29 protein-coding genes are annotated in these 24,773 nt (G+C 64.1%); 26 read left to right on the forward strand and 3 right to left on the reverse strand.

All coding sequences use genetic code 11. The features are described from left to right. From LRK53_RS18255 to LRK53_RS18265, 3 genes are all read left to right on the forward strand, one after another. Positions 1 to 561, forward strand: a complete 561-nt coding sequence (locus tag LRK53_RS18255) for a hypothetical protein (protein WP_235642804.1) — start codon at positions 1 to 3, stop codon at positions 559 to 561. Beyond that, positions 558 to 1,211 carry an IncC plasmid conjugative DNA transfer DtrJ family protein gene (locus LRK53_RS18260; protein WP_235642805.1) on the forward strand — a complete coding sequence of 218 codons (654 nt, stop codon included), beginning with the start codon at positions 558 to 560 and terminating at the stop codon, positions 1,209 to 1,211. The genes LRK53_RS18255 and LRK53_RS18260 overlap by 4 nt, the downstream gene beginning before the upstream one ends. 63 nt (positions 1,212 to 1,274) lie before the next feature. Beyond that, complete coding sequence (locus tag LRK53_RS18265) at positions 1,275 to 1,538, forward strand: hypothetical protein (RefSeq protein ID WP_235642806.1); 264 nt, start codon at positions 1,275 to 1,277, stop codon at positions 1,536 to 1,538. Between the two features lie 86 nt (positions 1,539 to 1,624). Here LRK53_RS18265 and LRK53_RS19290 read toward each other — a convergent pair whose 3' ends face one another. Then, entirely contained in the window at positions 1,625 to 3,358 is a 1,734-nt protein-coding gene (locus LRK53_RS19290) for an ATP-dependent helicase (RefSeq protein ID WP_275113433.1), read from the reverse strand. Then, entirely contained in the window at positions 3,358 to 4,110 is a 753-nt protein-coding gene (locus LRK53_RS18280) for a hypothetical protein (protein WP_235642807.1), read from the reverse strand. The genes LRK53_RS19290 and LRK53_RS18280 overlap by 1 nt, the downstream gene beginning before the upstream one ends. Positions 4,111 to 4,825: 715 nt before the next feature. Here LRK53_RS18280 and LRK53_RS18285 point away from each other — a divergent pair. The 9 genes from LRK53_RS18285 (at position 4,826) to LRK53_RS18325 (ending at position 11,114) form a co-directional block, all read left to right on the forward strand. Beyond that, positions 4,826 to 5,041: a hypothetical protein gene (locus tag LRK53_RS18285; protein WP_235642808.1), complete on the forward strand. Its 216-nt coding sequence runs from the start codon at positions 4,826 to 4,828 to the stop codon at positions 5,039 to 5,041. A gap of 151 nt (positions 5,042 to 5,192) precedes the next feature. Beyond that, positions 5,193 to 5,366 (forward strand): hypothetical protein, encoded by a 174-nt coding sequence (locus tag LRK53_RS18290; protein WP_235642809.1) that lies wholly within the window; start codon positions 5,193 to 5,195, stop codon positions 5,364 to 5,366. 250 nt (positions 5,367 to 5,616) lie between these two features. Further along, the gene (locus LRK53_RS18295; protein ID WP_235642810.1) at positions 5,617 to 6,228 is read left to right on the forward strand and encodes a single stranded DNA-binding domain-containing protein; all 612 of its coding nucleotides are present in this window, start codon (positions 5,617 to 5,619) and stop codon (positions 6,226 to 6,228) included. 86 nt (positions 6,229 to 6,314) lie between these two features. Continuing rightward, entirely contained in the window at positions 6,315 to 7,223 is a 909-nt protein-coding gene (locus LRK53_RS18300; protein WP_235642811.1) for a hypothetical protein, read from the forward strand. Between the two features lie 2 nt (positions 7,224 to 7,225). Further along, positions 7,226 to 8,152: a PD-(D/E)XK nuclease family protein gene (locus LRK53_RS18305; RefSeq protein ID WP_235642812.1), complete on the forward strand. Its 927-nt coding sequence runs from the start codon at positions 7,226 to 7,228 to the stop codon at positions 8,150 to 8,152. Positions 8,153 to 8,277: 125 nt separating this feature from the next. Next, positions 8,278 to 9,621 (forward strand): DUF790 family protein, encoded by a 1,344-nt coding sequence (locus LRK53_RS18310; protein ID WP_235642813.1) that lies wholly within the window; start codon positions 8,278 to 8,280, stop codon positions 9,619 to 9,621. Positions 9,622 to 9,878: 257 nt separating this feature from the next. Then, entirely contained in the window at positions 9,879 to 10,397 is a 519-nt protein-coding gene (locus LRK53_RS18315) for a hypothetical protein (protein ID WP_235642814.1), read from the forward strand. 148 nt (positions 10,398 to 10,545) lie between these two features. Beyond that, entirely contained in the window at positions 10,546 to 10,767 is a 222-nt protein-coding gene (locus LRK53_RS18320; RefSeq protein WP_235642815.1) for a hypothetical protein, read from the forward strand. A 65-nt stretch (positions 10,768 to 10,832) separates the two neighbouring features. Further along, positions 10,833 to 11,114 (forward strand): hypothetical protein, encoded by a 282-nt coding sequence (locus tag LRK53_RS18325; RefSeq protein WP_235642816.1) that lies wholly within the window; start codon positions 10,833 to 10,835, stop codon positions 11,112 to 11,114. Here LRK53_RS18325 and LRK53_RS18330 read toward each other — a convergent pair. After that, the gene (locus LRK53_RS18330; RefSeq protein ID WP_235642817.1) at positions 11,091 to 11,327 is read right to left on the reverse strand and encodes a hypothetical protein; all 237 of its coding nucleotides are present in this window, start codon (positions 11,325 to 11,327) and stop codon (positions 11,091 to 11,093) included. The genes LRK53_RS18325 and LRK53_RS18330 overlap by 24 nt on opposite strands. A gap of 98 nt (positions 11,328 to 11,425) precedes the next feature. On the opposite strand from LRK53_RS18330, the gene LRK53_RS18335 reads away from it, so the two are divergent. The 14 genes from LRK53_RS18335 to LRK53_RS18400 all read left to right on the forward strand — a co-directional run bounded on the left by LRK53_RS18335 (position 11,426) and on the right by LRK53_RS18400 (position 24,647). Next, on the forward strand, positions 11,426 to 11,704 hold the full coding sequence (locus LRK53_RS18335; RefSeq protein ID WP_235642818.1) for a hypothetical protein: 279 nt from the start codon (positions 11,426 to 11,428) through the stop codon (positions 11,702 to 11,704). A 184-nt stretch (positions 11,705 to 11,888) separates the two neighbouring features. Next, on the forward strand, positions 11,889 to 12,548 hold the full coding sequence (locus tag LRK53_RS18340) for a hypothetical protein (RefSeq protein ID WP_235642819.1): 660 nt from the start codon (positions 11,889 to 11,891) through the stop codon (positions 12,546 to 12,548). An 84-nt stretch (positions 12,549 to 12,632) separates the two neighbouring features. Next, the gene (locus LRK53_RS18345; protein WP_235642820.1) at positions 12,633 to 13,289 is read left to right on the forward strand and encodes a hypothetical protein; all 657 of its coding nucleotides are present in this window, start codon (positions 12,633 to 12,635) and stop codon (positions 13,287 to 13,289) included. Positions 13,290 to 13,393: 104 nt separating this feature from the next. Then, a complete protein-coding gene (locus LRK53_RS18350; protein WP_235642821.1) occupies positions 13,394 to 15,022 on the forward strand; it encodes an ATP-binding protein in 1,629 nt (542 codons plus the stop codon). 256 nt (positions 15,023 to 15,278) lie between these two features. Continuing rightward, the gene (locus LRK53_RS18355; RefSeq protein ID WP_235642822.1) at positions 15,279 to 16,136 is read left to right on the forward strand and encodes a hypothetical protein; all 858 of its coding nucleotides are present in this window, start codon (positions 15,279 to 15,281) and stop codon (positions 16,134 to 16,136) included. A 62-nt stretch (positions 16,137 to 16,198) separates the two neighbouring features. After that, positions 16,199 to 17,296 (forward strand): AAA family ATPase, encoded by a 1,098-nt coding sequence (locus LRK53_RS18360; RefSeq protein WP_235642823.1) that lies wholly within the window; start codon positions 16,199 to 16,201, stop codon positions 17,294 to 17,296. Beyond that, complete coding sequence (locus LRK53_RS18365; protein WP_235642824.1) at positions 17,296 to 17,952, forward strand: hypothetical protein; 657 nt, start codon at positions 17,296 to 17,298, stop codon at positions 17,950 to 17,952. Before LRK53_RS18360 ends, LRK53_RS18365 begins: the two co-directional genes overlap by 1 nt. 228 nt (positions 17,953 to 18,180) lie before the next feature. Then, positions 18,181 to 19,200 (forward strand): DUF3150 domain-containing protein, encoded by a 1,020-nt coding sequence (locus LRK53_RS18370; RefSeq protein ID WP_235642825.1) that lies wholly within the window; start codon positions 18,181 to 18,183, stop codon positions 19,198 to 19,200. A 12-nt stretch (positions 19,201 to 19,212) separates the two neighbouring features. Then, positions 19,213 to 21,093: a vWA domain-containing protein gene (locus LRK53_RS18375; RefSeq protein WP_235642826.1), complete on the forward strand. Its 1,881-nt coding sequence runs from the start codon at positions 19,213 to 19,215 to the stop codon at positions 21,091 to 21,093. A 284-nt stretch (positions 21,094 to 21,377) separates the two neighbouring features. Beyond that, positions 21,378 to 22,640, forward strand: coding sequence for a DUF7146 domain-containing protein (locus LRK53_RS18380; protein ID WP_235642827.1), 1,263 nt, complete (start codon positions 21,378 to 21,380; stop codon positions 22,638 to 22,640). 2 nt (positions 22,641 to 22,642) lie between these two features. Beyond that, a complete protein-coding gene (locus LRK53_RS18385) occupies positions 22,643 to 22,930 on the forward strand; it encodes a hypothetical protein (protein WP_235642828.1) in 288 nt (95 codons plus the stop codon). Between the two features lie 84 nt (positions 22,931 to 23,014). Further along, a complete protein-coding gene (locus LRK53_RS18390; RefSeq protein WP_235642829.1) occupies positions 23,015 to 23,563 on the forward strand; it encodes a hypothetical protein in 549 nt (182 codons plus the stop codon). 135 nt (positions 23,564 to 23,698) lie between these two features. Further along, positions 23,699 to 24,460: a DUF6338 family protein gene (locus LRK53_RS18395; protein ID WP_235642830.1), complete on the forward strand. Its 762-nt coding sequence runs from the start codon at positions 23,699 to 23,701 to the stop codon at positions 24,458 to 24,460. Then, positions 24,405 to 24,647, forward strand: a complete 243-nt coding sequence (locus LRK53_RS18400; RefSeq protein WP_235642831.1) for a hypothetical protein — start codon at positions 24,405 to 24,407, stop codon at positions 24,645 to 24,647. Before LRK53_RS18395 ends, LRK53_RS18400 begins: the two co-directional genes overlap by 56 nt. Positions 24,648 to 24,773 lie beyond the last annotated feature (126 nt).

The following is a 24,773-nucleotide window of genomic DNA, read 5'->3' on the forward strand; positions in this document are numbered from 1 at the left end:
ATGTTCAGTAAGGAAACGACCGCGCCGCGCGCTATCGAGCCACCCGATGAGGCGCGCACGCTCCTCGATGCGCTCATGGTGGACCTGCGCATGGCCCAAGTCGCTCGTGATCTGTTCGAGCGCCTCCCCTCGATCCACGACGCAGCGCTGCGGCTGATTTGGCTGGTGCCGCCGGCGGTGGTGTACCCATCCACCCGCACTAGCGTGGCGGAGTATTGCCTGCGCGACGCGATACAGGCGGCCGCGGGTCTGGCCGGGGAGGTGGCGATCGCTGTCTTCGTCACCCATCTCGTTGGGAACGTCAGTCGCCTGCTTGAGCTCGAAATCAGTACAGCAGAACGTCGGTGGGATCCCACGCGCGATCAGCCGTTGCTGGAGTGGGTCGAAAAGCATGGCGAAGCGAGTGTGCGCGTCCTGCAGGGGTGTGCGTACGAGCTCTACAGCCCGCGCCGTTTTGCCGCGACGATCGCCTACCGGATCCTCAACCCGCGCGACATGCGCTACGTGGGTGGCGACACACACCCGCGCACGGTCGAGCACCGTCTCGGAGAGGCCGCGTGAGTTCGACTGCCACCGGCCGCGAGCTGACGCTCTGGAAGTGGGGCCTGATCTTCATCACCCTCTGGGCGATGCTTTACCTGGCACTCGTCAAGGAGAGCTGGATCGTGCGAGAGATCCAGCTCGAACGAACAGGCATGCACGCGGTGCTGGGCGACTTGGCCGCCGACCAGGCGGAGGGCGCGGCGAAGACCGTCTGGTACGCGACCTTCGTGAACTCGCACGTGATCGATGCCTCCTACCGGATTTTCACGCCCGGCGTGGAGCACGATGAGGGTGACGCGGGCATAAATCGGCTGATCCAGCCCGTGCGCGAGTGGGCCGCTGCACGCCTCAATGTCGCATGGTCCCTGCTGTATCAGTTGATCGTGCGCATCTGTGTGTTGGGCCTGTGGTGGAAGTTCGCCCTGGTGGTTGCCGTACCGTGCGCGGTCGACGGCCTGGTCATGCGCAAGGTCAAGTCGCAGACCTTCGGCGTTGCCTCACCGACTCTCTATGTCGCTGCGAGACACGCGATGGTCTCCCTTCCACTCCTCTCCGTTCTGCTTCTGCTCTCGCCCATCCGCATCCACCCGATGACCGCGCCGATCATCATCGTGGGGATCAGCGCAGCCCTCTGGCTGACCATCGCCCACTTTGCCAAACGAGCGTAGCGCCATTCCATCCGGCCGGGCGCGCGTCTGCGGCCCGGCTCTGACTCGAACACGTGAAGCCACATGACCACACTACTGGTAATAGACCATGCAGAGCTCGAGGCGCTTCGCCACCTCGTGGCCGCGCTTCCCGGCGCGGCGCTGTGCGGGCTGATCCTCGCAGCGGCCCACGCCCTGAACGATGACGACGTCTCGACAATGGTGGCCGACGAGATGGGCATAGAGCCTGAGGCGCTTCGGTCTCTACAGGACAGCGTGCTCTGGACCGACGACGCTAAGACCAGCCTGCGAGATGTCGCGGCTCGGGCAACGGGATATCACGACTAGCTGAGCGCCCCGTAGGGCCGGGGTGGATCGCGAGGGCAGTTTTTGTGGGGCCGCATGAAGCGTTGCGAGGCACGCCCCGCTGCGGATCACAGCAGCTCGGCTTCCTTGAGGAAGCGCGATGCCGGCGCCTTCTCGTTGATCACGTAGGACAGCGTGAGGTCCAGCTTTGCGCGGGTCATGCCGACGTAGAAGAGACGCCGCTCCTCCTCCAGCGGGCTGTTGCTGGAGGGGATGACGCCCTCCTCGCAACCCATGATCCACACGTTCGGGAACTCCAGGCCCTTGGATGAGTGGAAGGTCATCAGGCGCACGGCATCGCCGTCCTTCTTGGACTCCTGCTGCAGGAGCATCAGCCGCTGCTGCAGCGAGCCCTGAATGCGTGCCATCGCTGCGGCGCAGTTGTCCATGCGCAGATTGTCCTTGGCCTGGTCGTCAGGCTTTCGGTCGCGCTCGTACAGCCGCACGCTGGTCTTCATGTAGTGGGCGATGCCGTGCAGCGCGAGATTGGTCTCGCCGCCAGCCAGCATCGCGCGCCACTGATTCATCAGAATGCGCAGTCGATCCTCGGGATCCTTGGAAGACCCACCCTTCTTGGCCGCGAGGAAGCGGTGGACGGCTCCCGCCTCCCTGCTGCGGTATTCGGCGTGCATGGCTTCGATGCGGCTCTCGGAGATGCCCGAGCGCTTAAGGACCGGATCCAGGTCGCCCATGGCGCCGTTGCAGAGCGCGCGGCAAAGTGACAGGTACATGGCAGGCCCGCGCAGCTCCCAGAACGAGGTGCCACCGGAGCGGATCACGGGCAGTCGCCCGGCGATGAACTGCTCCACAAACTCCAGCTGGGCATTCGTGCGCGCGAGGACAGCCCAGTCGCCGGGCTTGCCCGTGGCCACGATCGCCTGCGCGATCGCGGAGCGTTCCTCCTCTTTGTCGGCGAAGGGCTTCACGCGGACCGCGCCCTTGGTCCGATTGGCCGTGGTCAGCGACTTGTGCACTCGCTCCTTGTTGAATGCGATCAGCCGCCCCGCCGGCTCCATGATCTCGCGCGCGCACCGGTACGTCGTGTCGAGACTGACGTGAGAAGCCTGAGTGAGCCGGCGGAAGTCCTCCATGCCCTGATAGCCCATCCCGAACCGCCACTCGTAGATGGACTGGTCATCGTCCCCGACAACCGTCACTGCCGTGCCTTGACGAATGTGCTCCCGGATCCAGGCGAACTGCACGGCGTCGGTGTCCTGAAACTCGTCGACCAACATGTACTTGGTCTTGTAGGCCGGAACGGTGCCGTCGCGCATGCCACGGACCGCAAAGAGCATCAAGTCGGCGAAGTCCGCCGAGCCGCTCTGGCGCAGCAGCTCCTGGTAGCGCAGATAGACGTCGACGCACGGCTCGAGGTCGCGATTCGGAAGAATGGGGTCGACCTGCGCCTTGATGCGGTCCACGTAGGCGCGCGCGTCGTCGAACGTGATTTGCAGGCCCGGGTCTATGGTGTCGCGGTAGGCGCGCCGCAGGAGGTCGGTCTGCTGGAAGTCGTTCACGAGGCGCAACCGCATGTTGGCCTTGATCAGCATCTTGCGGCTAAGCGCATGAAACGTCCCGGTGACCAGTCGTCGACCGGCGCGTGGCGCCTGCTGTCGGATGCGGTGCTCCAGCTCGGCGGCCGACTCCGCGGTGAAGGTGACGCCCAGCACGTTGGCGTCTGGTTCGTCCAGCAGGTGTGCCGCGCGGTGTTCAAGCACCTTGGTCTTGCCGGAGCCGGGGCACGCCGTGACCAGGCAATGCCCCTGCATCCTGACCGCCTGCTCCTGCGCGGGGTTGAGCATCAGGCAGCAACCGGAACCTGAGCGTCGGCGTCGACCTCGGCACTATCGTCAGCGGCCGTATCGACCTCTACCGGCTTGCCCTCGATCTTCGCCTTGGCCCGTTCGATGCGATCGTTGTCACGCAGCATGCGGTTGGCGCGGACCGCGTTTTTGGCACGGCGGCTCTTGACGTAGATCTCGCGTGCGAAGGCGACCAGCAGATTGCGGTACTGCTGGATGAGCTGGCTCCGGGTGCGGCGGTTGATCGCGGCCGCGAACCAGAGCACGTCGAGGGTCTGCACCAGTTGGTCGTAGGTCTCGACCATGCTCGCGAAGCGACGGGCCTCGGGCGTATACATGGCCACCTCGAACGACTCGACCTTCGAGTAGGCCGTGGGCGGAGTGGCGGCCACGGAGTCCTGGAGCGTCTTGAGACGCAGCAACTCATCGCCCATTTGCTTCTCGATCAGCTCGAAGCGGCTGTTGATGTCCTTCTCCGCCGCAGCCACCACTTCAAGGTTGTCCGGAAGCGTGTGATAGAAGAAGTAGAGGGACTGCTGCGCCTTCACCAAGGCCATGTGGTAGACGTAGGCCGCCTTGTCGGTCTTCAGGTCCAGCCGGTACATCCAGAACGGCGTGGAGTGGTCAGGATGCCAAGAGGCTTCCTCCTCACGACGACGGCGCTTGGCGGCCGCAGAGGCAGCACGATCGGGAGTGGGGCGGGGCGGGGCGGGATCAGCGGCCGTGGTGGCCAGGTTTTGTTCGTTCTTCACGGGGTGCTCCTCGGCTAGGGTAGGGTCATTTTCGGGACCCCCCGCTCGCGCACGCCTCTGAAATGGGCGCATTACCCCGCACCGTTTCCGGTGACGACATCGATTTGTGCCGATGCGCGCAAAAGGCCTTGACACCTTCGCGATTCAACTTCTAACCTGATCCCATCGTTTTTTCCGAGCATGCTTTGCATGTCTCGATAGAGTGACGAGGTCCACTCTCTAATCCCGACCGTTCCTGTGCTCGACACAGGTCTCCGATACATCACGGCCCCGCGCCGACATCTTTCGCCACTGCCTTGTGCGTGCGCGATCCCTCGCAGCCCAGCTGCCATCAAAGCCTGGCTTTTGCCAGCCATACGTGTGCGTGCGTGCGCCCATTCCTACGGGAGTGACGCTGCCCCCGACGTATGTCCTTCGATCCTCGCACCCCGGACAGCTCCGGAAGGTGTCGCGACGATCGTGGTGTGCTTCTTGTCTCGCTCGTGTCCCGATGTGACCTCTGGTCACCGGCGCCCGCAGGCTCGCATCACCTCCGCAGATCATGCCTTCGGGCAGTGCGCTCTATCGAGCGACGTCTGCGCAGTCTTCCATTACCCCGAGGGTGCATCGTCATCCTTAGGGATACGCATGTGCGCTCGGGAGGTTTTCTTCCTTCCCGACGTGCCACGGGGAGGTTTTTTTCTTTCCCGTACGGCACAGCGGGTTGGAGTTCACCATGCGTTTCATCATCGGTATCGCGATCGGACTTCTCGTCTTCGGCATCGCTGGCAAGATCTACCACGCCGTCAAGGCCGTGCAGGACATTGCCGATCATCAGGTTACTTGCACCAGTGGTCTTCTCGCCTACGCCAACGGCGGTACCGCATCTATCGACGCTCGCGTCGACGCTGCGGTTACCGGCGAGGCTCCGGCTGATCCCTGCAGCAACTGACCCACCGCACTCTGCGGGCGCACGGTACGCCGTGCGCCCCAGAGTCAGGCTGATCCATTTCCTCGTCTTGAGGCGTCAAGTCTCCTCCTAAGCCGCTGCGCCGCGGCCGCTTGGGAGGGGACTTGGCCCCTCAACCGACGGAGATACAACAATGGTCATTTCGCAAGACAACGAGCGCCGCAATGGGCTTGCTCGACCGACGGCAGAGGAGCTGATCCGCCGCTCGGAAAAGAGCATCGAGCCGGGCGCGATCATGCGTTGGGCGCGACGCGCCGGGTTCATGGAGAACATCCGCGAATCCGTGCCTATGGCGCCTGCCGCATGACGCGAGGCGCAACGCTTGACCCCGACACCCGGTAGGAGACCCCTGCCGGGTGTTTTTCCATGCGCGCAGCGTGCGCGACGGAGGAGCGGAGTTGTCGAATTCAAGTTTTCGTGGCGATCGCCACAAAAAAGGTCAGTGGGAGCCTTCAATTCCCGCATCACCTTCTCATCGTCACCAGGGTTGTTCTACTGGGACGGCAGAGATCACCCGCTCTCCGCAAGGCGAGCCACCGACTGATTGGGAGTGGTCCATGACCGCGATCAATGACACCAACACTCACACCCTTTCTGGAGTCCTGAAGGAGGATGCACAGTTCCAGGCGCCGTCTCCCGACGACGCCAACCCGACGGTCCGATGCCGCTTTCGCATCGGGTGCCGCAAGTCGTACCGCGCTGGTCGGGACATTCGATCCAGGGTGACCTGGTTCAACGTCAAGTTCAGCACTGCTGAAGGTGGGCTTGCCTACTTCCAGGAGAAACTGAAAAAGGGCGCCCGCGTCCTGATCGTCGGCGAGCAACTCGTCGACGAAGAGGACGGCCCCGCTGGTCGCCGCTATTGGCAGTTCATTCGTGCTCACACGGTGAATGTGCTGGTGGAGGCGCCCGTCGAGGAAGCCCAAGCCCAGGCTCCAGAGGAGCCCAAGGCGCAAGCCGCACCGCCCCCCGAACCGTCGCGTCAGCGACAGGCACCACCGGAACCACGTGCACCGGCCCCCCGGCCGCAGCACGCCAGCAAACCCATGCAGTTGCGCCCATCCCGTCCGTCGCGTGCCGATGGCAAGGATGACCAAGCAACCCGCAATCGGGCGAGCTGTATTCCGCATGACGGCTTCGAGACTCACTTCGAAGCGGTGGACTGGTAAGCCTTCAACCCCTAAGCCCTGTCCGGGCATTACACGCAGTCGAGCAAGGACACCAGGCACGCCTGGGCTCGACCGAGGAGATCACCATGCACATTACCCGTGGCCTGTTCGCAGGCATCACCCCCGCCGAAGGCGAGGTCCGTTCCATCTACGACCGCAGTGGCCAGCCCGTGCTCCGCGACGGCGTGCCGGTCCAATCCTTCGGCGTGCATCAGCGCACGCCGTACGTGTTGGAGAAGTTCTCTCCGCTCGAGGGCTACGCCATTGAAGTTGCTTCCGAGCCCGGCGGGTTCGACTTGCCCGATCCGGACACGATCGTGTCGGACGGAGCGGGCGGACAGCGGATGGCAGTTCAGCCGACGGTGAAGTTCACCGCGCGTCTGATCGACCCCAACAACCGCACGCTGGCCACCGCCAGCTACCTGAAGGTTATCAACAGCCTCTCTTCTCATCAGGAGGGCGAGACGTTGGCCCGAGGGCGGCTGTATGAGGCACTGGGTCTTCCCAGCGCTTCGCACGAGGTCGAGGCAGTGCTTCCGGCGTCACCGAAGGTGGCCGCCGTATCGGCGGTTCCCATCGGTCATGGCTCGGACAACCTGCCAACCAGGGCCAAGGAGGTTCAGGAGGCAGCAGAGGCCGGCGCGTCGGCTGAGGTCGCTGACGCGGATGAGGCAGCTCAGGCTCCGGCCACCGACGAGGCACCGGAGGAACCATCGGGCCAAGACAGCCCGAAGGCCCCCGCAGTGACGGCCACCACTGGCGTCACGGTCACACCAACGGTCGCGTCGCCGGCGGCGCCAGATGCCGATTCGGAACCGAGCCTCGTTGCTCGCAACGGAGATGCGCTGGCACCGGCACTCGTTCGTCAGGCCGTCGCCCGCGCTCGTAGCAAAGGCGTCACGCTACCGGCGCAGTTCGACTCGGCCGAGCACCTGCGGGTGACTTACCGCGAGCTCTGCACCCGCAAGACCACCCCAGCCACCGAGGAGGCATGAGCATGTCAGCAGCCACTGCGCAGCAGGCATCCGTGACCACCCTCCCGGTGGCCGAGGATGTGGTGTACCTGTCGCACTCCTCCAGCACCATGATGGAGAAGTGCGCGGCAGCCTACGCCTATCGATACCGTGACCGCCTGCAATCGCAGGCGGAATCGGTCAACTTGGGCTTTGGCAAGGCCTTCGACGAAGCCGTATCCGCCTTTCTTGTGGGGGATGTGTACGGCCATGACGTCGATGCGGTGACGGTCTTCAACGAGACCTACACCGCCTGGGCCTCCCAGCGTGTCGTCGAGATGAGCACGGTCTGGAAAAGTCAGGAAGCCATCATCGAGACGGGGCAGTTGTTGATCGAACGCTTCGTCGCGTGGTGGAAGGAGTCGGGCTACAGCATCATGCTCGACCTGGCTGGCAAGCCGATCATTCAGCGCGAGCTGCGTGTGAGGCTTCCGAGGAACGTGATCTACACCGCGATCCTCGACCTGATGGTCATGACGCCGGAAGGGCACGTTGGGATCCTGGACGTGAAGACGCCCAGTACCAACTGCCCGGATGGCTTTGCGGAACTCTCCGGGCAGCTGACGGGCCAGCAACTGGTCGTCGAAGCGCACGCTGGAGAGCTCGGGATCGAACGCGTCGAGAAGCTAGGGTTCTTGAATGCGATCAAGCGTCCCGTGCCGACCACGAAGCGTGGCGAGGGCCCTGTCATTGCCCCCGTTCACCTGGTGACCGCTCGCACACCGGCGCATATCGAGGAGTACATCCAGTCACGCCTGTGGATCGCTGACGACATCCGTCGTAAGCGCTTCGCCAAGCGCAGCCTGGACGCGTACAACTCACCGTGCACCCTGTGCGAGTTCCGCCAGCACTGCATGACCGGAAGCCGGGAAGGCCTCATCGTCCGGCCGCCGCGTCAGCGCAGGCCGTAACCACCACCACCGGACGCCGGCCCTCACGGGCCGCCGCCTGGACCAACCTCGCCACTCTTTTGGAGTGGCCTTTTTCGAGCGCACCATGGCGGTGTGCTGGAAGCAGGTCATTCACGAGGCCCACCATGACCGTTCTCAATGTCTATGATCGCCACGCCGTTCTGCGCCCCCTGCAGGGCGCGGTCACGGCTGCCCTCGTTCGCTGCTTCGGTAACGACCCGCACCCGACGGATGCTGACAAGCAGGCGGCCACGAAAGCGCTGATGGACCTTCGCGATCATCAGCACTGGCTGGCGTGTGGTTGCGTCGGTCCTGAGGTCGATCCGCCGCCGCTGATGGCGCCGCGCCTGCGAGAGGGGCAAGTTCACGTGTGGCGCCATGGCGAGACGCCCCACGCCGCCGTATGCCCGTTCTGGGTCGAGCCGGGACAGGGGCATGGCCAGGCCGATGGTTCCAGTCCCAGTGCGGTGGCCAGCGCCGCCACCGGATCCTGGCTTCTCCTACGCAAGCCGGCGAGCGACGTGTCGACACCAGGTGGCGGAGCTGCGCAAGAGACTCCGCGCAAATCATCCGACGGCGTTCCGGCGATCGCCCGCCTGTTGTTCACCGCGCTGATAGAGGCCGACTACACCTCCGTGTCGCCGGACGACATCATCACGAAGCGTGGTCAGCCAGCGCGCAGCCAGCATCAGGACGCCTACGCAGGTCTGGATGTTCTTCGAGCGCGCGAAATCGCCCCGGGTCTGCGCTTTCGCGATGTCGGCTGCACCTACCTGCCGGCCGTGCCGACGCTGCTGCAGAAGATGCCCGACCTTGAGCCGAAGTTTCCGGGCAATCTGCGGCCTCAGGGCCTCTTCGTCGGTATCGTCCACGAGGTGACCAAGGTGTCCGCCTCGGAGGGAGCGTTGATATGGAGGGGCGGCGCGGAGGGTCGTGCGCGCAGCGTCAGCGTGCGCGGAAGCGTGAAGCTCCCAGGACATACGACCGGTCAGCAAGGGCCGTACTGGGCGATCGCCCAGGTGGCCAAGCCGAAGGGTGAGAGCCGCTACGTCGTCGTCAACGCATACGCGCATCCGTGCCTGAGCAAGTCCGTCCTCCTCCCGGTCGACAGCGCGCTCGAGCGCGAGACCGCCGAGCTGCTCCTGGCCCAGATGACCTACTGGGAGAGAGAGAAGGCAAAAGGGGGCTTCGGCGTGAAGGTGCAGCTGGAGAAACCGCTGTTCCCTGAGCAGCTACCTGACGGCACGGTGTGCCACCCAGACTTCGTCCTGTGGCTCCCAAACCGACAGCGCATTCTCGTCGAGACGATGGGCATGACGAACGATCCGGAATACATCGCTTCGAAGGCGCGCACCCACCCACGCATGCGCCAGCTGCCCGGCGTGGTTGCCCTGGTAGAGCATCACCCTGGCGACGATGCTGCGAAGCTCCAGCGCATGCTCACGGCCATCGTCGCGCGCAGCATCTAATCTCGTTGACAGCCCTCTCATGAGTCGTTAGCGTTAAGACCGATTTCTGAGCGACGCTTCTGCGTCCTCTGGTGACGAGGCCCACCTCACGGCCGAACCTGTCCTTCGAGACAGCTACCCCGCAACATCCTCCCTTTCTGCCTCGGCGTCCTGTCGCGGCAATCGCATCCATCGCTTCGGCGGGATTTCTCTCCCCGCCGTGCCTCGGGGAGCTTCCATCTTTCGACCTGGTCGGCACACCGGGATGGAGTTTCCACATGAGCAGCACTGATCAATGGGTGCGTGACAATAAGAACGTCCAGCTCGCTTCCTTCGGGCCGCGAAAGCTGGTCGGCAACAGCAAACAGTCGCACGTCGAACCTTGTTCACCCGGTGAGGCCCAGTTCTGGGGCGTGTATCGGTGTGATGACCAAGGACACCCCGTATGCGTCGGCGACGCACACGACGGTGATTCGGCCCGTGAACTGGCCACCTGGGTCGGCAAGGGCAGCATCGATCCGCTGACCATTGCGTACATCGCCAAGGGCGCTGGTACGTACATGGCACGGCTCATGTCCTATATCGGGTCGGAGTTGGATGTCATCGCAGAAGTCCTCGAATGGGCCGCCGCGGTCGACTTCGCTTCGCACGGTGTCGAGCTGACTGCTTGCTTCGCCTACGAGGTCGCCGAGCCATTTGGCCGGTGGGCCGCGGCTCGCGTTGTGACCATGGGCACCATCGACCCCGATCACGCGCTCGAGCACATCGGCGCACTCGTCCAATCAGCGAGTCGCTGACCCTTACCTTCGCTTTTCACCACTTTGCCAGCCGGGCAGACCTTGCCCGCGCGGGCATGCGTCTGCACCGGCGGGTTTCAACCTCCCCGCGGTGCCACGGGGAGCATCCATTTTCTACTCGGTCGGCACGCCGAGATTGGAGCTACCCATGACCACCGACTTCGACATCGCGTCCTTCTCCGAGCTGGATAACGACGAACTGTTGCAGCGACATGCCGCCCTCGACGAGGTGCTGCAGGTTCTGCGCGGTGAGACGACAGCAGTGAAGGCCCAGTCGTACTTCGAGGCCGCTGAGGGCGAAATCCTCACGCGCGCCATGAGCGGCAAGCTTCGCTTCGCACGAAACCCATCCCGCCGCGCCGCGGGTTGAACGACCACCACCACCCTCGCGGGTCACTCCCGCAGGGGAGTGATCCGTCTTCAAAGGACAACCCTATGAGTTACGAACGCAAGCCACGGCAGAGCGAGCTGTGGGACGACCTTGCCGTCACCAAGAAGATGGCCGAAGCCATGATGCTCGTGATCTTCGGCGACGTGCCGGACATCAAGCGCGGCCTGGCCATCCTGGTCGACGTTGTCAGAAGTGACATCCGGATCGCGCGACGCGTGATGGCGATCATGGAGGCCACGCCGAAGATCATGGCCGAGTGCCCTGAGCTTTACGACGAGTGCCGGGTGCAGGTAGCGCCGTTGCTAACAACGGCCCGCAAGCACTGAAGCGTTGGCTTCATCGGCGAGCTGCAAAAGAAGCCCCAGCACGATGAAGTGATCGGGCCGGCTATCCGGCGTCAATGCCGATCGAGCCTCTTCGACCAGCTGAGCCAAATCAGGTGCGGAGAGCACCGACGGGACGTCCGGTCGCACGAATGCACCGAACAGTTCTCGCTCGGCGGCATCCAGTTCCAGCAACCCATCATCACGTCGATTCAAAAGGCAGGCCTCCATGCGGGGCGCCAAGCCTAGCGATGCGGCGCGCACCCAGCAACCCAATACTGCCGCGCAACGCGGCTGTCCACTGAGGACTCACCATGACCCACCACCACGATATGTGGCAACCGACGGCAGACCAGCTCTGGGAGGTGAAGACCACCACCCGGCACCTGACCGATGACCACCGTCCGCACGGCCTCTACATGGCGGTTGTCGCGCGCGAGAAAGGCACCCCCGGGTTCGCCCCCGCCTTCGTCCACGGCCCCTATGCGGACGCGGACACGGCGCTCGCGGCGGCACCTGCGGCGATCAACGCGTGGATGACCTATTACGCGAAGGTCAGCCAGATTCCCGAGCCGGAACCGGTCACGGAATAACCCAGCACCTCTCCCAATCGGGAGAGGTCTTTCCCATGCAGCCTCGTGCATAGGAAAGACCTTTCCACCTGCCTGGCAGGTTGAAGCTACGCCGAAGCTCACAGTCGGCACCCACCACCACCGCCCACGGGCCTCCTGCCCGCCGGGCAGCGAGTCCGCCGGGCGTTCACCCCGAGGAATCGTCATGAAGACCGTAGACACCACTGTGCGTATCGAGCGCCGGCATCTCCACCTTCGCGTGGGATTGCAACACCTCGAGCGCGAGATCGAGGCTCTATGGCCCCGGATGGGCCAGTTCATCGCCTATCCGGGCCAGGCCGTGCACCTCAGCTTCCTGCTCGAGGAAGAGGAGGGTGGCGCGCCGCGTTGGCAACTCCACGCGGCACTCGCTTCCTACCACCAGATGCAGACCTTTTGCTCCCGTTCGGCGGCCACCGTTCGTGGCTACCTCACCGTGGGCAGTCCAGGCGCCGAGAGGCGCATGCTCCCGGAGGACTACATCGCAATGCACCGAATGGCGATCGCCGAAGCCCTGACGGGCCAGGCGGCCGTTGAGGTGCTCGCTGGCCTTCGCATGCACGCATCGTTCGCCTATTACGACGGTGGCGACGGCTCCGACCAAACCTGGTTCGCAGCGCGTGGCTGGACGCCCACTCGCCGAGACGATGGCGGCTGGGAACTCAACATGGAGATGAGTCCGGCAACGTCTGTTGCCGACTTGGAAACGGACACGTACGGCCTCCACAAGGTGACCAGCGCGTACCGCTCCAGCATCACCCTCGACGCGACCAGCCAGCAACGGCTCACCGAGATCACGGCGCCCGCAATGGCATCGCTGTTCTAAACCTTCCTTCCACCACCCTCGCCGGGCATGACCATTGCCCACGGGCGTGGCGTGCTCGGCGCTTTTCCTCACACGGAGATTCGCATGAGCTCGTTTCTTGAATATCGCCACGTCGCGATCGCTATCGACACCACGTCCGTCGCCGACGGGGTCACCATGCCGGCGAACGCGCCGGCGACGTTGTATGTCGCCCTCGTAGAAGGGGGTGACTCGAACGTGACAACCATCAAGCGCAGCGCCAATGGGCGCGAGCGTGAGGTGCTTGCACGGCGCTGGCTCCTGGCGGTACTGGGCGACCACGACGATGTCATGGAGCGCGTTGCGCTGGTCTCAGTCTCCGCCGAAAGCGGCAGCACCTGTATGGGCACGCGGCGCGCCTCCGGATCCATCACGGCCGAGCAGTACATCCGTAAGTACCGCCGTCTCCTCGCCAAGGCCGTAACCGGCTGGGACGGGCTCATGCCTTTGTTGCACTCCCGCGTGGTCATCGGCGATGCCGATGCTGCGCTCGAGCAGAGCCCGTTTTTCCAGGCTCTGGCAACGCAAGGTCGGATTGAGCCGCATACCTACGGTCGCAAGGCCATCCGACTCACCCCGGAAGGGGGCCGCGCGGACAGCGTCATTCAGACGCTGGCCCACGTGCACGCCCTCGGGCGTGCGTGCCCTGAAATCGAGATCGGGCTTGACGACCTCGGCTACGTCGATGCTCTGCTGGCCACTACGGCACGGCGCGCGGCTTAGTTCCCACACCTTTGCGGCCCCGATAGGGGCCGCATCCTTTCCTGATCCACCACCCAACACGCCACGTGCCCCGCGCCGTGGCGTTTCACCTAGAGGTACACACCATGAATAACACCATCCGTCTGCAGGCCGACGAGCGTGCCCTGTTCACAAACCTGCGCGAGGCCTTTTCTCCGGCCAGTGTCTACGGTGAGCTGCTCCAGAACGCGCGGCGCGCTGGTGCAACGCACATCGACGTGACCTTTGACGGTCAGACCCTCAGCGTGACCGATAACGGTCACGGCATCGCAGACCTACAGCAGCTCCTGCTGAAGGCATCGTCCGATTGGGACAGCAGCGTCATCGAGGAAGATCGCCCGTTTGGGATGGGCTTCCTCGCGGCGTTGTACGCCTGCGATTCGATCCGGGTTGCTACTCGAACCTACGGCAGCCCGGCGCGCGGCTTCGTTGCCATGACCGAGCACGTGCTCGCCGGCGATCCCGTGGTCGTGGTTCCCGTTGCGCACGAGCTGGTCGGTACCACCATCACCCTGTACGGCTTCAGCGTGCACGGCGCCTCGGCGGGCATACCGAATGATCCGATCGCCGCGGTTGCCCGCATGCTGAACGCGGCGGTACGCGGCTTTCCCGTTCCGGTGTTCTTCAACGGCACGGCCCTGTTGCGCCCTGACGCCGAGGACGATGCGTTCGTGTCTACGAGCTTCGGCAAGGTGCGCTTGTGCCTGGCCGACGGTGTCGGAGCCACCTACGTGCAGGGTCTGCCTGTCGAGTTGGACCGACAGCGTGGCCGCCAGACGGTGATCCACCTCGACTCCTCGTTCCGCGCACGTTTGCCTGACCGGCTGCATCTGGTTGATGGCGCGGGCGCGAGGCGCCGGATACGAGCGGGCCTCACCGAGGTGGCCCAGGAGACCCTGCGTCGCCTCAAGGCGACCATGGAGCCGCGCGACTTCCTCTTGGCCCACGCCCGCCATTGTGCGACGTGGGGATGTCCAGAGCTGCTCGATGACGTCCCCTTCGTTCTCGGGGAGTGGTTTGTTGACTGGCAGTCCCGGCGTCCGGGTCGGGCCAATTCCGACGATGATCGCCCCGTGCTCGATGGGGTCCTCTCGAAGGATGAGATCCTGGCCAAGGGGGTTGTCCTGCTCCCCGAGGGTGACTGCGCCGTGGCCCACGCTTGGACCGCCGCTAGCGGTTACTTCACGTGGGAGACGACCGGCTACCTCAGCGACTCCCATTGGCTGACGCAAGCGGCCGCAGAAGACCTCAGCGACGACGCCTTCCAAGTCGATGTCGAAGGGGAGGGTCGGTCCCAGCTCGTCGAGCTTACCGAGTACCTCGTTCGCTGTTCCGCAGTCGATCGCATCCGCATCACGCGCATCTCCACTGGTGAAGCGCATGAGGTGGACATGATCGTTCTCACCGATCCGCAGGACTCGTGGCGCAGGGTTATTCACATCGTCCGGCGCGAGAGCATCATGGGATCCATTCGCCTGTTCAGCTCCTACGTGGACGAGTTCGGCAGCTGGCAGGAGAGTGAGGAAGACGACGACGTCGCCAAATTGGAGGCCGCTCACGCGGAACTGGTGGCGACATCGCCCGAGCACCTGCTGGAGCTGCGCCTCAACCGCGCGAACCGGCTCACCGATCAGTCTCCGCGCTTCGCCGGCCGTCGCTTCATCGTGTCGTTCGACGAAAAGGGAGCACTGAAGGAAATCCAAGCCGCTGCCTAAGGGCACACCGACGACGCGCGCCACGTGCGTCACCACCAACCGACCAGGGGCTCATGCCCCTGGTTTTTTTTTGCCCTCGCTTGTGATAAATCTACGCCATCGAATCCCACTCCTCTGGCGATCTCGATACGGTTCCTACCTGCCTTGCAGGTAAACCCACGCTGAGGGTCACAGTCAGCACGCAACACCACCCACCCGGCCGGGACGAGATCCCGCCCGGGACTCCTCTCGGCCTTTCGCCAGAGGAGTTTCACCCATGTTTACCAAGACTGCGGCCCGCTGGGCTGCACGCTTGCGCACGCCCGTAGTGGTGCGCGCTCGTCGCGTCGTGGCCTCCATCCGGAGGGAACCCCGTTCCACCGTCACCAGCACGCAGCAGCAGAAGGCAGAGGTTTGCCAGCTGCTTCTGTTCGGCGACGGCGCCAAGGCCAAACGCAATCGCCAGCCCAAGCCCAAAGGTAAGCGCGTCAAGGGCTGCCAATACCGACTCAAGCTGTCCTTCCGAGCGACACCGCGAAAGATCGCCTACCGCGCTCACGCTCGGAAGGAAGAGGAGGTCAACGGCTACACCTGGAGCGACGACGGTATGTACCGTCTCCACTCCATCCTGCTGAACGAAAGTCTGCAGACCCTGCGGGCGATGTGCGAGCGGAAGTCGGTACGAGCCGCCGAGATCATTGCCTGGATGTTCCGCGGCAATCCGTCGGAGACCTTCTCGTTCGAGGAGTGCTGCCGGCTGTTCAAGATGGAGCTTCCCGATCCCGAAAACGGCGAGCTGGTCGATGTTGGCCAGCAAGACCCGGACGTCCTGCGCAATCAGGCACGGCTGTGGATCAAGAAGGCCTACGGTGCGGAGCTCCCGCACGCAAAGGTGCTCCGTCAGGCCATTCTCGACGCCGAAGGCGGCAACGAGGACGCCATCGCCTGGATCCTCTCCGATCAGGAGGCCCCGCTGTCCTTTCGCGAGTGCGTCGATGCCCTCGGGTTCGACGCGGAAGACGCGCGGAAGGAAGTGAAGCTGCAAACCACCATCGTTGACCCGCTCGAACGCGGCATCGACGAGATCATCGACCGAGTCTTCGGTCAGTCCTACCAGATGGCTATCGCCGTCTGATCACCCCAACGGGGAGTCCGCTCCCCTTGGGGGCGGACTCTCCTTTTTCTTTGGAGAGACCCATGTATAACCCCGCCCTCAACACCATCACCGTCGACGACAAGCTCCTCGCGCTCCAGCAGTCGGAGTTCCCGGATCTGTACGAGGCCAACGCGGTCGAACAGCGAAGCTACAAGGTCGCAACCAGCGATCTCGCTGCTCTGGGACTGGACGCCTACGCCGGCAACGGCGTGTACGTCTACACCGGAACCGAACGCCACCCGCACCTGGTGCCGCTCAACCCGGACTACCAGTTCGACAACGTCGATCTGGACCGGCTGATCACGGTGTGCTTGAACCGTGAGTGGGAGCGTCTCCCGTCGGCTCCACGCCGCGGCCTGCTCGTCATGGGGCCGAAAGGCACCGGCAAGTCGAGCTACCTCGCACAGCGACTCGCTCGTCAGGGCATCCCGGCAGCACGCATGAGCTGGGGCCCGAACATGACCTCGGCCGACTCGGTCTATTCGCGCACCCTTGTGGGCGGAGACATCGTGGTCGAACCGGGCGCACTGTGGCAGGCAGCTGAAGGTGGCTACCCGGCCATCATCGAGGAGATCGACCTGGCGCAACCGGCCGAGCTGGCGGCGCTTAATGACCTGATCGACATTGGTCGCTACACGATCCCGGAAACGGGTGAAGTGATTGTCGCCAAGCGCGGCTTCTGCGTCTTCGCTACCTGCAACTCCATGTTCATGGAGGACCGGGCAGGGGGCTACGCGGGCACCCGGCAGCAGAACATCGCTGTGCTGGACCGCTTCTTCAAGTTCGTGATGGAACATGCGAGCGAGAAGGCCGAAGCCGACTTCATCGCCAAGCTGTACCCGGAGATGGACGACGATGTGGTCAAAGGCTACGCACGGTTCATGACCATGATCCACCGGGCGGCTGACCCGATGTCGGGTTTCGCGGACGGCAAGGGCACCACCCACCGGCTCTCGCTCGACTTCGGCCGGCGCAACCTGATCGATTGGCTCGATCTGACTGCGTCGTTTGAGTACTTGGAGAAGCCCGGCTTCAACGTGCCGTTGTACGCGCTTCGACCGGTCTACACGGCCGTCCTCACGGACGCCGAGCAGGCCACCGTGAACGCGCTGTTCGAACTCGTCTTCGGGAGCAAGTGATGATTCGGCTGTTCAATCGGCAGTCGGCTCTCCACGTGCAGATCGAGGCGAAAGAGGACGGTTCGGTCGTCGTCCAGGAGGGCAACAGCCTCACCCGGATGAAGTCCAGAACCTTTCCACCGGCACTGATAAACGAGCCCTTGGGCTCGTTTGTCACGGCCCGGGTGGAGGAGTGCCTGGATCGCGGATTCCACATCGTCAGCGACAGTGACGCCGGCAACCAGCACACCCTGAGCTTCAAAGTCAGCGGCGAGCTGGAGCTGGACAGCCTGGTGCAGGCATTGGCCCTCATGAAGGTGGACGAGAGGGAAGTGTCCGATCTCGCGCTGGTGGAAGACACCTGGTGGGTGATCGGCGGTGCTCTCGTCTCGCTCGACCAGAAGTTCGGTCAGCGCAACCTCGTCTGCGAGGTGCCTGAAGCCTATGCCGAAGGGGCTGGACTGCTCTTCGCATTGACCGCGGGTACCAACGTCGTCGTGAGCAATCTCGAAGGCGACCCGCGTGAGCTGGGAACCCTGATAGCGGCAGCGCAAGCCAAGGGGATGGTGGACGAAGCCATCCTCGAACGCCTCTACGCCATCCGTGCCCTGCAGCGTCCGATTCGCGTCGGCGCTTGTATGGGAAACCGTAGACCCGGACTTCGCATGACCATGTGACGTCCGTAGAAGACCGGGTGCCGAAAGGCACCCGGGCTCTTCGCACCGTTTCGCCGTGCACATCCGAGGGGTGTGCACCGTCAAGCAGTGGCGGAGCCTTTTCGCAAGCGTCGCTTGCAGAAACCCACGCAGGGGGTCACAGCCTGCAAACCACCACCACCCCGATCGGGACACATCTCCCGTTCGGGGGGTGCGTCTCGGTCGGTTACACACCCGAGGCTCACCACTATGAACACTCCCGCCGCAACCAACGTGCTCCCTGCTGAGCACCTGGTCATCATCAACTCGAACCTTCGCGTATGGAGCGGCACGGTCAAAGTCGAACGCGACCAAGATCTGCCGGATGTCGATAAGGACAAGATGCCCCCCAAGGCACTCATGTCCGACGGACGCAAGGTGCTCGTGGATCCCAAGGAGCTCGCCGGTATGGAGAGTGTCCGCAAGGCCATCGAGCGATTCCTGAAGGCCGAAGGCTTCTCGTTCGCGGGCACTGGCATTGCCGTGTCCTCCGATCGCGCCAAGGACTTCATCGATGCCCTGCCGGGCTTCGAGGGCGACTTCCAGCAGGCGCTGGATAAGTTGATCGCAAGGCTGCCCGAGGCATACCAGGAACAGGAGGAGAAGTTTCCCGACTGGGCCTTCATCCTTGCGCAGGCCCGACCCACCGAAATGCAGGTGCGCAACCGCTGCAAGTTCGGCATCTCCATCTTCCGGATGGCGGCGCCGGACGGCGATAACCCGGGAAGTCTGGCCAACCAGCACTACCGGGAAATGGCCGAGCAGGCATTGCCCGACATGCTCCAGTCCATCCAGGACGGCGCCGAGAAGCTGCTGACGAAAGTCAAAGGCAAATCGAAGCTGCTCCAGTCGCAGTTGGACGGTATCCGCAAGCTGGTCCGGAAGCTGAAGGCCTTCGCCTTTCTTCATCCTGACGTAGGCCCGGCTGCCGACTCGCTGCAGGACGTGCTGGACCACATGCCCGCCCAGGGCACGCTCAACATGACCAACGCCTACACAGCGGTATCGGTCCTGACCGAGTTGGCCAATCCCCACCAGTTGCTCGCCAAGGGCAAGGCTCTGCTCCAGGACTACCTGGCCGAAGCCAAACAGACCTCCGTCCAACCCGAGCTGGCCATTCCGGCCATGCCCGAAGAGGCGGCGGACCCCTCCGAGGCGGCACCTGCCGTCGTTCCCACCAACACCGCTCCGCGCTCCGGCCGACGCCGCTGCCTGACGGTTACCCTGTAAGGAGTTCCCACCATGCACGTTCAAGAGCACAAGCAGCTCTTGCGTGATCTATTCCTCGGTGCCGCTCTGCGGCCCGAGGACATGATCCGCTCGGCAAAAGCGGCGCTCGGCTCCCTGCCGATCCTCGCCAACGCTTTGACCACCACCGGCGGCAAGCGTGTGACCATCCAGCATGGCCATACGCTCGGCGCCACCGACGGGGAGACCATCTACATGATGGATCTGCCCATTCCGAGCGACAGGACGGACATCGACACGTTCGTTCTTATGCTCACCCTGGCCTACGGACTGCTGCACCACGAGATCGGCCACATCCTCGGCACCGACTTCGTAGCGTTCCGCGAGTCAGCTCACGGTGATCCGCTCACACACCAGATCCTCGGCGTCATCGAGGACATCCGCGAGGAGCACGCGCACCTTCGCCACTACGCTGCCGCCAAGCCCTATCTCGACGCGCTGAACAACGCGATGTTCGTGACGGGCCACTACGCAGAAGTGGAGGACGGTGCACCACCGATTGCTGCACTGACCGGCTACCTCGCGTACCGGTGCTGGTGTGACTATCGGGGCGTGGGTTCGCTGGTGCTGCACGCACAGCAGGCCGAGTCCGTGGTCCGGAAGCTGTTCTCTGATCGCTTCATTGATCGGATGGACGCTCTCTTACCGCGGATCCGGTACCTGGGTGACACCACCGACGCCATCGAGTTGTCGCGGGACATCCGCAACCTGGTGAAGAGCGAGCTGGAGGAACGCAAAAAGGAGAAGGAAGAGGCCGACAAAGCCAACGCCCAATCCGACCCCTCAGCCACGCCTCAGGACCAGGACGGTGACACCGACGGGGCCGAGCCCTCGCCATCGCCTTCGGGCGACGACGGGAGCGCGGAGGACGACGCGGACGGCCAGCAAGCCACCACCGACGACACGGAGCCAGCAGCAACGCCGGCAACCGATCAGAAGGGGGAGGAGAGCGGCGCCGTTGACCTTGACCAGGTCATTGCCAATCTCGAAGCCGTCGACGCGGGTCAGGACATCGACCAGGCGTTCGGGGACAAGAGCGAGGCAATCGCAAAGGCTCTGAAGGAATTGGTCGAGCAACTCGACCGGGACTCCGACGGCCATGTCTCCCTGACGCAACCGGCAGTGCAGAAGGATGTCACCACACCCAGTGGCGATCTCAAGCTGGCGACCACGCCCTACGACATGGGGAAGGCCACTGCGATCACGGGCCAGCTTCGCATGAAGCTGGTATCCGAAATGCAGGCGCTCACCCAGCGGGACGTGTCCGTACGCGACCGGGGCCGGAAGATCTCCAACCGGCACTTGTCGCGCATTGGCACCGGTGACGGACGCATCTTCCGCCACCAGTCCGAGGAGGTTGCCATCGACACGGCCGTAGTCATCGTTGCCGACGACTCGGGTTCGATGAAGGACGAAGGCCGCGTCGTACTGGCTTGCCAGGCGCTGCACGCCACCACCGTCGCCATGGCCGGCATCGATGGCGTCCAGTGTGCGGCTACCGCGTTCCCGGGTAACCACGTGCTCAAGCCTTTTGGCTCGGGTCCGTTCAAGCACCTGGAGAACTTCCACCTCGCTGCGAGCGGCTGGTCCACACCACTGGACGAAGGCGTCCTCCTGGCACATCGCATGTTGCTCGGCCAGAACGTTGGCCGCCGCATGATGATCGTGTTGACGGATGGCGAACCGGACAGTGAGGCGGAAGCCGAGCTGGCAATCCTGACGGCGGAACGTGCTGGGATCGAGGTCTTCGGCCTCGGTATCCAGACGGACGCCGGAAAGGGTCTGTTCCGGCATTGGCTGCCGATCACGGACGTCGCTGAACTTCCGTTCGTGCTGCTCAACCTTGTCAGGTCGCGCTTACTTCAGGCCGCCTGACGCACTGGTGCTACCTCTCCCTGCAACATCGGGAGAGGTAGCACCGGCGCATTTTTGAGAGGGCATCGGGAAGGGCATCCTTCCTCATGTGCTTTCCGTGGCATGCCACGAAAGGTCATCGGAGCCTCAGAGTCCGACACACCATCGACGGCCCAGCCGTCACAACCCACGCGGGATTCCAAGCCCGCCAGGGCACGGTTCCGCTCACTGCGAGGAGACACCATGCCCTACCACACAGCAACGCGAGGCAATCCATCCACAACGACCCCCTGAAGGAGGGCTTTATGAAAACGAAAGAGCAAGCTCGCCGACAGGCGTACGAGCGCGAGCGGGAGATCACCAACACCCTGCTCAGCAATCTGCGTGGTCGCTGGGGCGATGTCCTGTCTGCGCTCATTCCGGGCATGCAGGACGCCGTGGCTGCCGGTCACCGTAGGAAGGTCAAGTGCCCTATCTCCGACCACGGCGGTGGGGCGCGCACTTCGGGAACGCCCGGCGCCACGTCCAACGCACCAGCTCGTCGTCGCCGCGTCGAACCGGATTTCCGGATCGCAAAGGACTTCGACGTGAGTGGTGGCTGCCATTGCACCTGCAACAACGAAATGGGCAACGGATTCCGCGTGCTCATGGCGCGGTACGGCTGCAGTTTCATGGAGGCCAAGCAGATGGTCATCGACCACCTGGGCGGCCGCGTCACCACGAACCATCTGCCGCCACCGACACCGATCAAGGAACCAGACCAGCGAGAGATCGCGCGTCAGGATGCGCTGGTTCGCCAGCGTCTGGAGCGGACGTGGAACAGCACGATCGGTCCAGAGCATCCCGGCGCCGAGCCGTTGCGCAACTGGTTCGAGGCACGCGGACTCGGCAGTCCGATTGGACTGTCCGGCCTGCGTTTCCACGAGGCGCTTCCGTACGTTGACTATGCGACGGGTGAGTACCTGGGCAAGTTTCCTGCCCAGGTGGCTCTCCTGCAGCATCTCGACGGAAAGCCCGTCACCCTGCACCGCACCTATCTGTCCCACGACGGCCGCGCCAAGGCCGACGTGCCGATGGCCAGGAAGGCGGAAAGCCACACCTCCGACCGCGATCCTTGCGGCGCGGCGGTGCACCTCGATCGGCATACGCACCGTGTGCTGGCCGTGGGTGAAGGTCTGGAATCCTCCATCGCCGCTCGGCGACTGGTGGAAGACCTTGGCATTCCGATGTGGTCGACGCTCGATGCCAATGGCATGCGCAATCTGATCCTCCCTGACTGGGCAGAGGTCGTCGTCGTCTTCGGCGATCGCGACCTCAGCATGGCCGGGCAGGCAGCTGCGTATCAGTTGGTGGAGAGTGCTCGAAGCTCCGGTCGGCGCGCGACGGCTCTCTTGCCGCCGTTCGCCATCCCCGAAGGACAGAAGTCGATCGACTGGAACGACGTCGTCATGGCCATGGGCGCCGATGCGGCGCGCGCGATCATGCAGCTGCAGCAATGGCGTACACGCCTGAGGCAGGTCCTGCGTGAAGACGTGCGTGCCGGTCGCCGCGCAGGCGCACGGGCGTAGCTGTGATCTGCGACTACTCCCGCATCGATACCACCCCCGGCGCGGTAGGCGAGAACGCTATGTTCTCGCCGCCCGCCGGCTTCGAGGGCGACACGAAGGCGTATTGGAGCTGGCTGAAGGAACTGGAGCAGGAGCTGCGATTCATGGCTCGCCTGTTCACGGGTCCGAACCGGTGCCAGTCGCTGACGGTGATCGGCCCCTATGCGGAAGCGTTTCAGGCCGCATTCCGAAAGGTCTGCGACCAGCGGGAGCGGGAGCGCCTGGCATTCGCGCGCAACCAAACCAAGTAGCCGGCACCACCGGCACCCACCACTACCCCTTGGGGCGTACGCCCTTCGGGCGCTGCGTCCCCTGGGTTTGACCAGGAGATAACCATGCACCACCCCACCGCTCTCATCGGGATTGCTGGATTCAAGCGCTCCGGCAAAGACACGCTGGCCCGCGCGCTGCGCAAGCTCACCCGCTACGACGTCATCGGCATGTCCGACGCCATCGTGGGCGAGGTGGAGGCGATCACGGGCTTCGAGATCTCGGACGTGATGAAGGAGCAGGCCGTCCCCGGCTCACCCGACATGACGTTTCGCGATCTCCTTGTCCGGCACGGTACCCAGCGTCGCCAGATGCTGAAGTCCTACTGGATCGACAAGATGGCCGCCACGGTCGCCTCGTCGTTCCTCGCCGGTCACGGCGCCATTGTCACCGGTGTGCGTATCGCCGAGGAGTTCCAGTGGATCCGCCACAACGGCGGCCAGCTCATCTGGCTCAGCCGGCCTGGCTTCGATTCCGACGGCAGCTACACGGAAGAGGACCAGGCGCACCTGTGCGACGTTCACGTCGTCAACGACGGGGACATCGACCAGGTCGCCAGCCGCGTGCTTGACCAACTGCGTCGCCAACAGGGTCACCTGAAAAGCGCTGCGTAACCTCCGACGTCCCTTCGACGTCCTTCCCTGCCGGCCATGCCGGCGCCACCCACCACCCCGCGGGGACATCTCCCCGATGGGGGAGGTGCGTCCGCGGGTTTCTAAACCGCTGGCCACGCCAGCAAAGGAGACCCCATGGAGTTTGTGACAACCCTCAAGGGCCTGCTCGTCATCGTGATGACGATCGTGCCCGGATACATCTTCACCCGCACCAGACGCCGGTTTGCGATTGTGGAAGAGGCCAAAGACCTCAACCACGCGCTCATCGGCTACTTCGTGCACAGCCTCGTGATGCTCGCCATCGGTTGGGCCGTACTGTCCCGCATTGGCCAGGACCCATCGGCCGTGCTCAAGACGCGTTCGGCGAGTGAGCTGGCGCTGCTGCTGATCGGATCGCCCTTCACCTGGGGTATGACCATCGTGGTCATCCCCGCCGTGCTGGGCTTCGCCTCGGCGGTGAGCACCCGCTACAACCTGGTCGCCTTGCCGTTCCGGCTTGCCGGAGCGGTACTGCGGTGGCTCAGCGAGGGCAGGTGGACTCTGCAGCGGGTAACGCCGCTGCCAAGCCTCGTGCAGGCTTGGGACGCCGTCTGGCTCCAGCTAAACTCGGGCCAGACGCGGACGGTCATCGTGGGACTGGAGGACGGAACCACGATTGCCGGCGTCTACGACGCACGCAGTGCGACCAGCCGCTCGGATCGCTACCCGGACATTTTCCTGTCTCAGGTTTGCGTCTACGATGAGCACGGTCGCATCATCACGATGGCAACATCCGATGGCGTGTTTATCCGAGGCAGTCGCATCGTCTGGATGCAGCTGTGGCAACGGCCCGAGGTACCACATGACACTGACGCAACTGCTGGTGGCAACCCGCAAGGGGGTGCTGGCCATGCTTGAACAGGATCGGCGATACGGCAATGCGCCGTTGCTTCTCCCTCGTTCATCGCGCGCAGTGACTCCGCGCGACGGGCGTCTGGCGCCCGACGCTGGCCTTACAACCGCCGACGTCGGGATCGACACCCAGCGCGCCTATCGCCAGCCGTTCAATCAGCTGGCGCTGAAGGCCGCCCGACACTCGAAGTAACCCCTCAACCCCGGGGCCGCGCAAGCGGCCTCGGGCGTTGTCTTTCCCGGTCTGAAAGTCCTGACCCATGCACCCCATCGCGGGCGCATGGCTGAGTCCTTTTGTCCGGCACGCACGCCGTGCCGC

The sequence above is a fragment of the Rhodanobacter thiooxydans genome, from assembly GCF_021545845.1.
In the GTDB taxonomy this organism is placed as follows: domain Bacteria; phylum Pseudomonadota; class Gammaproteobacteria; order Xanthomonadales; family Rhodanobacteraceae; genus Rhodanobacter.

Bases quoted from the DNA above. Each gene is read 5' to 3' on its own strand.
- LRK53_RS18255 (WP_235642804.1), top strand. From the start codon at position 1: ATGTTCAGTAAGGAAACGACCGCGCCGCGCGCTATCGAGCCACCCGAT.
- LRK53_RS18265 (WP_235642806.1), top strand. From the start codon at position 1,275: ATGACCACACTACTGGTAATAGACCATGCAGAGCTCGAGGCGCTTCGC.
- LRK53_RS19290 (WP_275113433.1), bottom strand. From the start codon at position 3,358: ATGCTCAACCCCGCGCAGGAGCAGGCGGTCAGGATGCAGGGGCATTGC.
- LRK53_RS18285 (WP_235642808.1), top strand. From the start codon at position 4,826: ATGCGTTTCATCATCGGTATCGCGATCGGACTTCTCGTCTTCGGCATC.
- LRK53_RS18290 (WP_235642809.1), top strand. From the start codon at position 5,193: ATGGTCATTTCGCAAGACAACGAGCGCCGCAATGGGCTTGCTCGACCG.
- LRK53_RS18295 (WP_235642810.1), top strand. From the start codon at position 5,617: ATGACCGCGATCAATGACACCAACACTCACACCCTTTCTGGAGTCCTG.
- LRK53_RS18300 (WP_235642811.1), top strand. From the start codon at position 6,315: ATGCACATTACCCGTGGCCTGTTCGCAGGCATCACCCCCGCCGAAGGC.
- LRK53_RS18305 (WP_235642812.1), top strand. From the start codon at position 7,226: ATGTCAGCAGCCACTGCGCAGCAGGCATCCGTGACCACCCTCCCGGTG.
- LRK53_RS18310 (WP_235642813.1), top strand. From the start codon at position 8,278: ATGACCGTTCTCAATGTCTATGATCGCCACGCCGTTCTGCGCCCCCTG.
- LRK53_RS18315 (WP_235642814.1), top strand. From the start codon at position 9,879: ATGAGCAGCACTGATCAATGGGTGCGTGACAATAAGAACGTCCAGCTC.
- LRK53_RS18320 (WP_235642815.1), top strand. From the start codon at position 10,546: ATGACCACCGACTTCGACATCGCGTCCTTCTCCGAGCTGGATAACGAC.
- LRK53_RS18325 (WP_235642816.1), top strand. From the start codon at position 10,833: ATGAGTTACGAACGCAAGCCACGGCAGAGCGAGCTGTGGGACGACCTT.
- LRK53_RS18335 (WP_235642818.1), top strand. From the start codon at position 11,426: ATGACCCACCACCACGATATGTGGCAACCGACGGCAGACCAGCTCTGG.
- LRK53_RS18340 (WP_235642819.1), top strand. From the start codon at position 11,889: ATGAAGACCGTAGACACCACTGTGCGTATCGAGCGCCGGCATCTCCAC.
- LRK53_RS18345 (WP_235642820.1), top strand. From the start codon at position 12,633: ATGAGCTCGTTTCTTGAATATCGCCACGTCGCGATCGCTATCGACACC.
- LRK53_RS18350 (WP_235642821.1), top strand. From the start codon at position 13,394: ATGAATAACACCATCCGTCTGCAGGCCGACGAGCGTGCCCTGTTCACA.
- LRK53_RS18355 (WP_235642822.1), top strand. From the start codon at position 15,279: ATGTTTACCAAGACTGCGGCCCGCTGGGCTGCACGCTTGCGCACGCCC.
- LRK53_RS18360 (WP_235642823.1), top strand. From the start codon at position 16,199: ATGTATAACCCCGCCCTCAACACCATCACCGTCGACGACAAGCTCCTC.
- LRK53_RS18365 (WP_235642824.1), top strand. From the start codon at position 17,296: ATGATTCGGCTGTTCAATCGGCAGTCGGCTCTCCACGTGCAGATCGAG.
- LRK53_RS18370 (WP_235642825.1), top strand. From the start codon at position 18,181: ATGAACACTCCCGCCGCAACCAACGTGCTCCCTGCTGAGCACCTGGTC.
- LRK53_RS18375 (WP_235642826.1), top strand. From the start codon at position 19,213: ATGCACGTTCAAGAGCACAAGCAGCTCTTGCGTGATCTATTCCTCGGT.
- LRK53_RS18380 (WP_235642827.1), top strand. From the start codon at position 21,378: ATGAAAACGAAAGAGCAAGCTCGCCGACAGGCGTACGAGCGCGAGCGG.
- LRK53_RS18390 (WP_235642829.1), top strand. From the start codon at position 23,015: ATGCACCACCCCACCGCTCTCATCGGGATTGCTGGATTCAAGCGCTCC.
- LRK53_RS18395 (WP_235642830.1), top strand. From the start codon at position 23,699: ATGGAGTTTGTGACAACCCTCAAGGGCCTGCTCGTCATCGTGATGACG.
- LRK53_RS18400 (WP_235642831.1), top strand. From the start codon at position 24,405: ATGACACTGACGCAACTGCTGGTGGCAACCCGCAAGGGGGTGCTGGCC.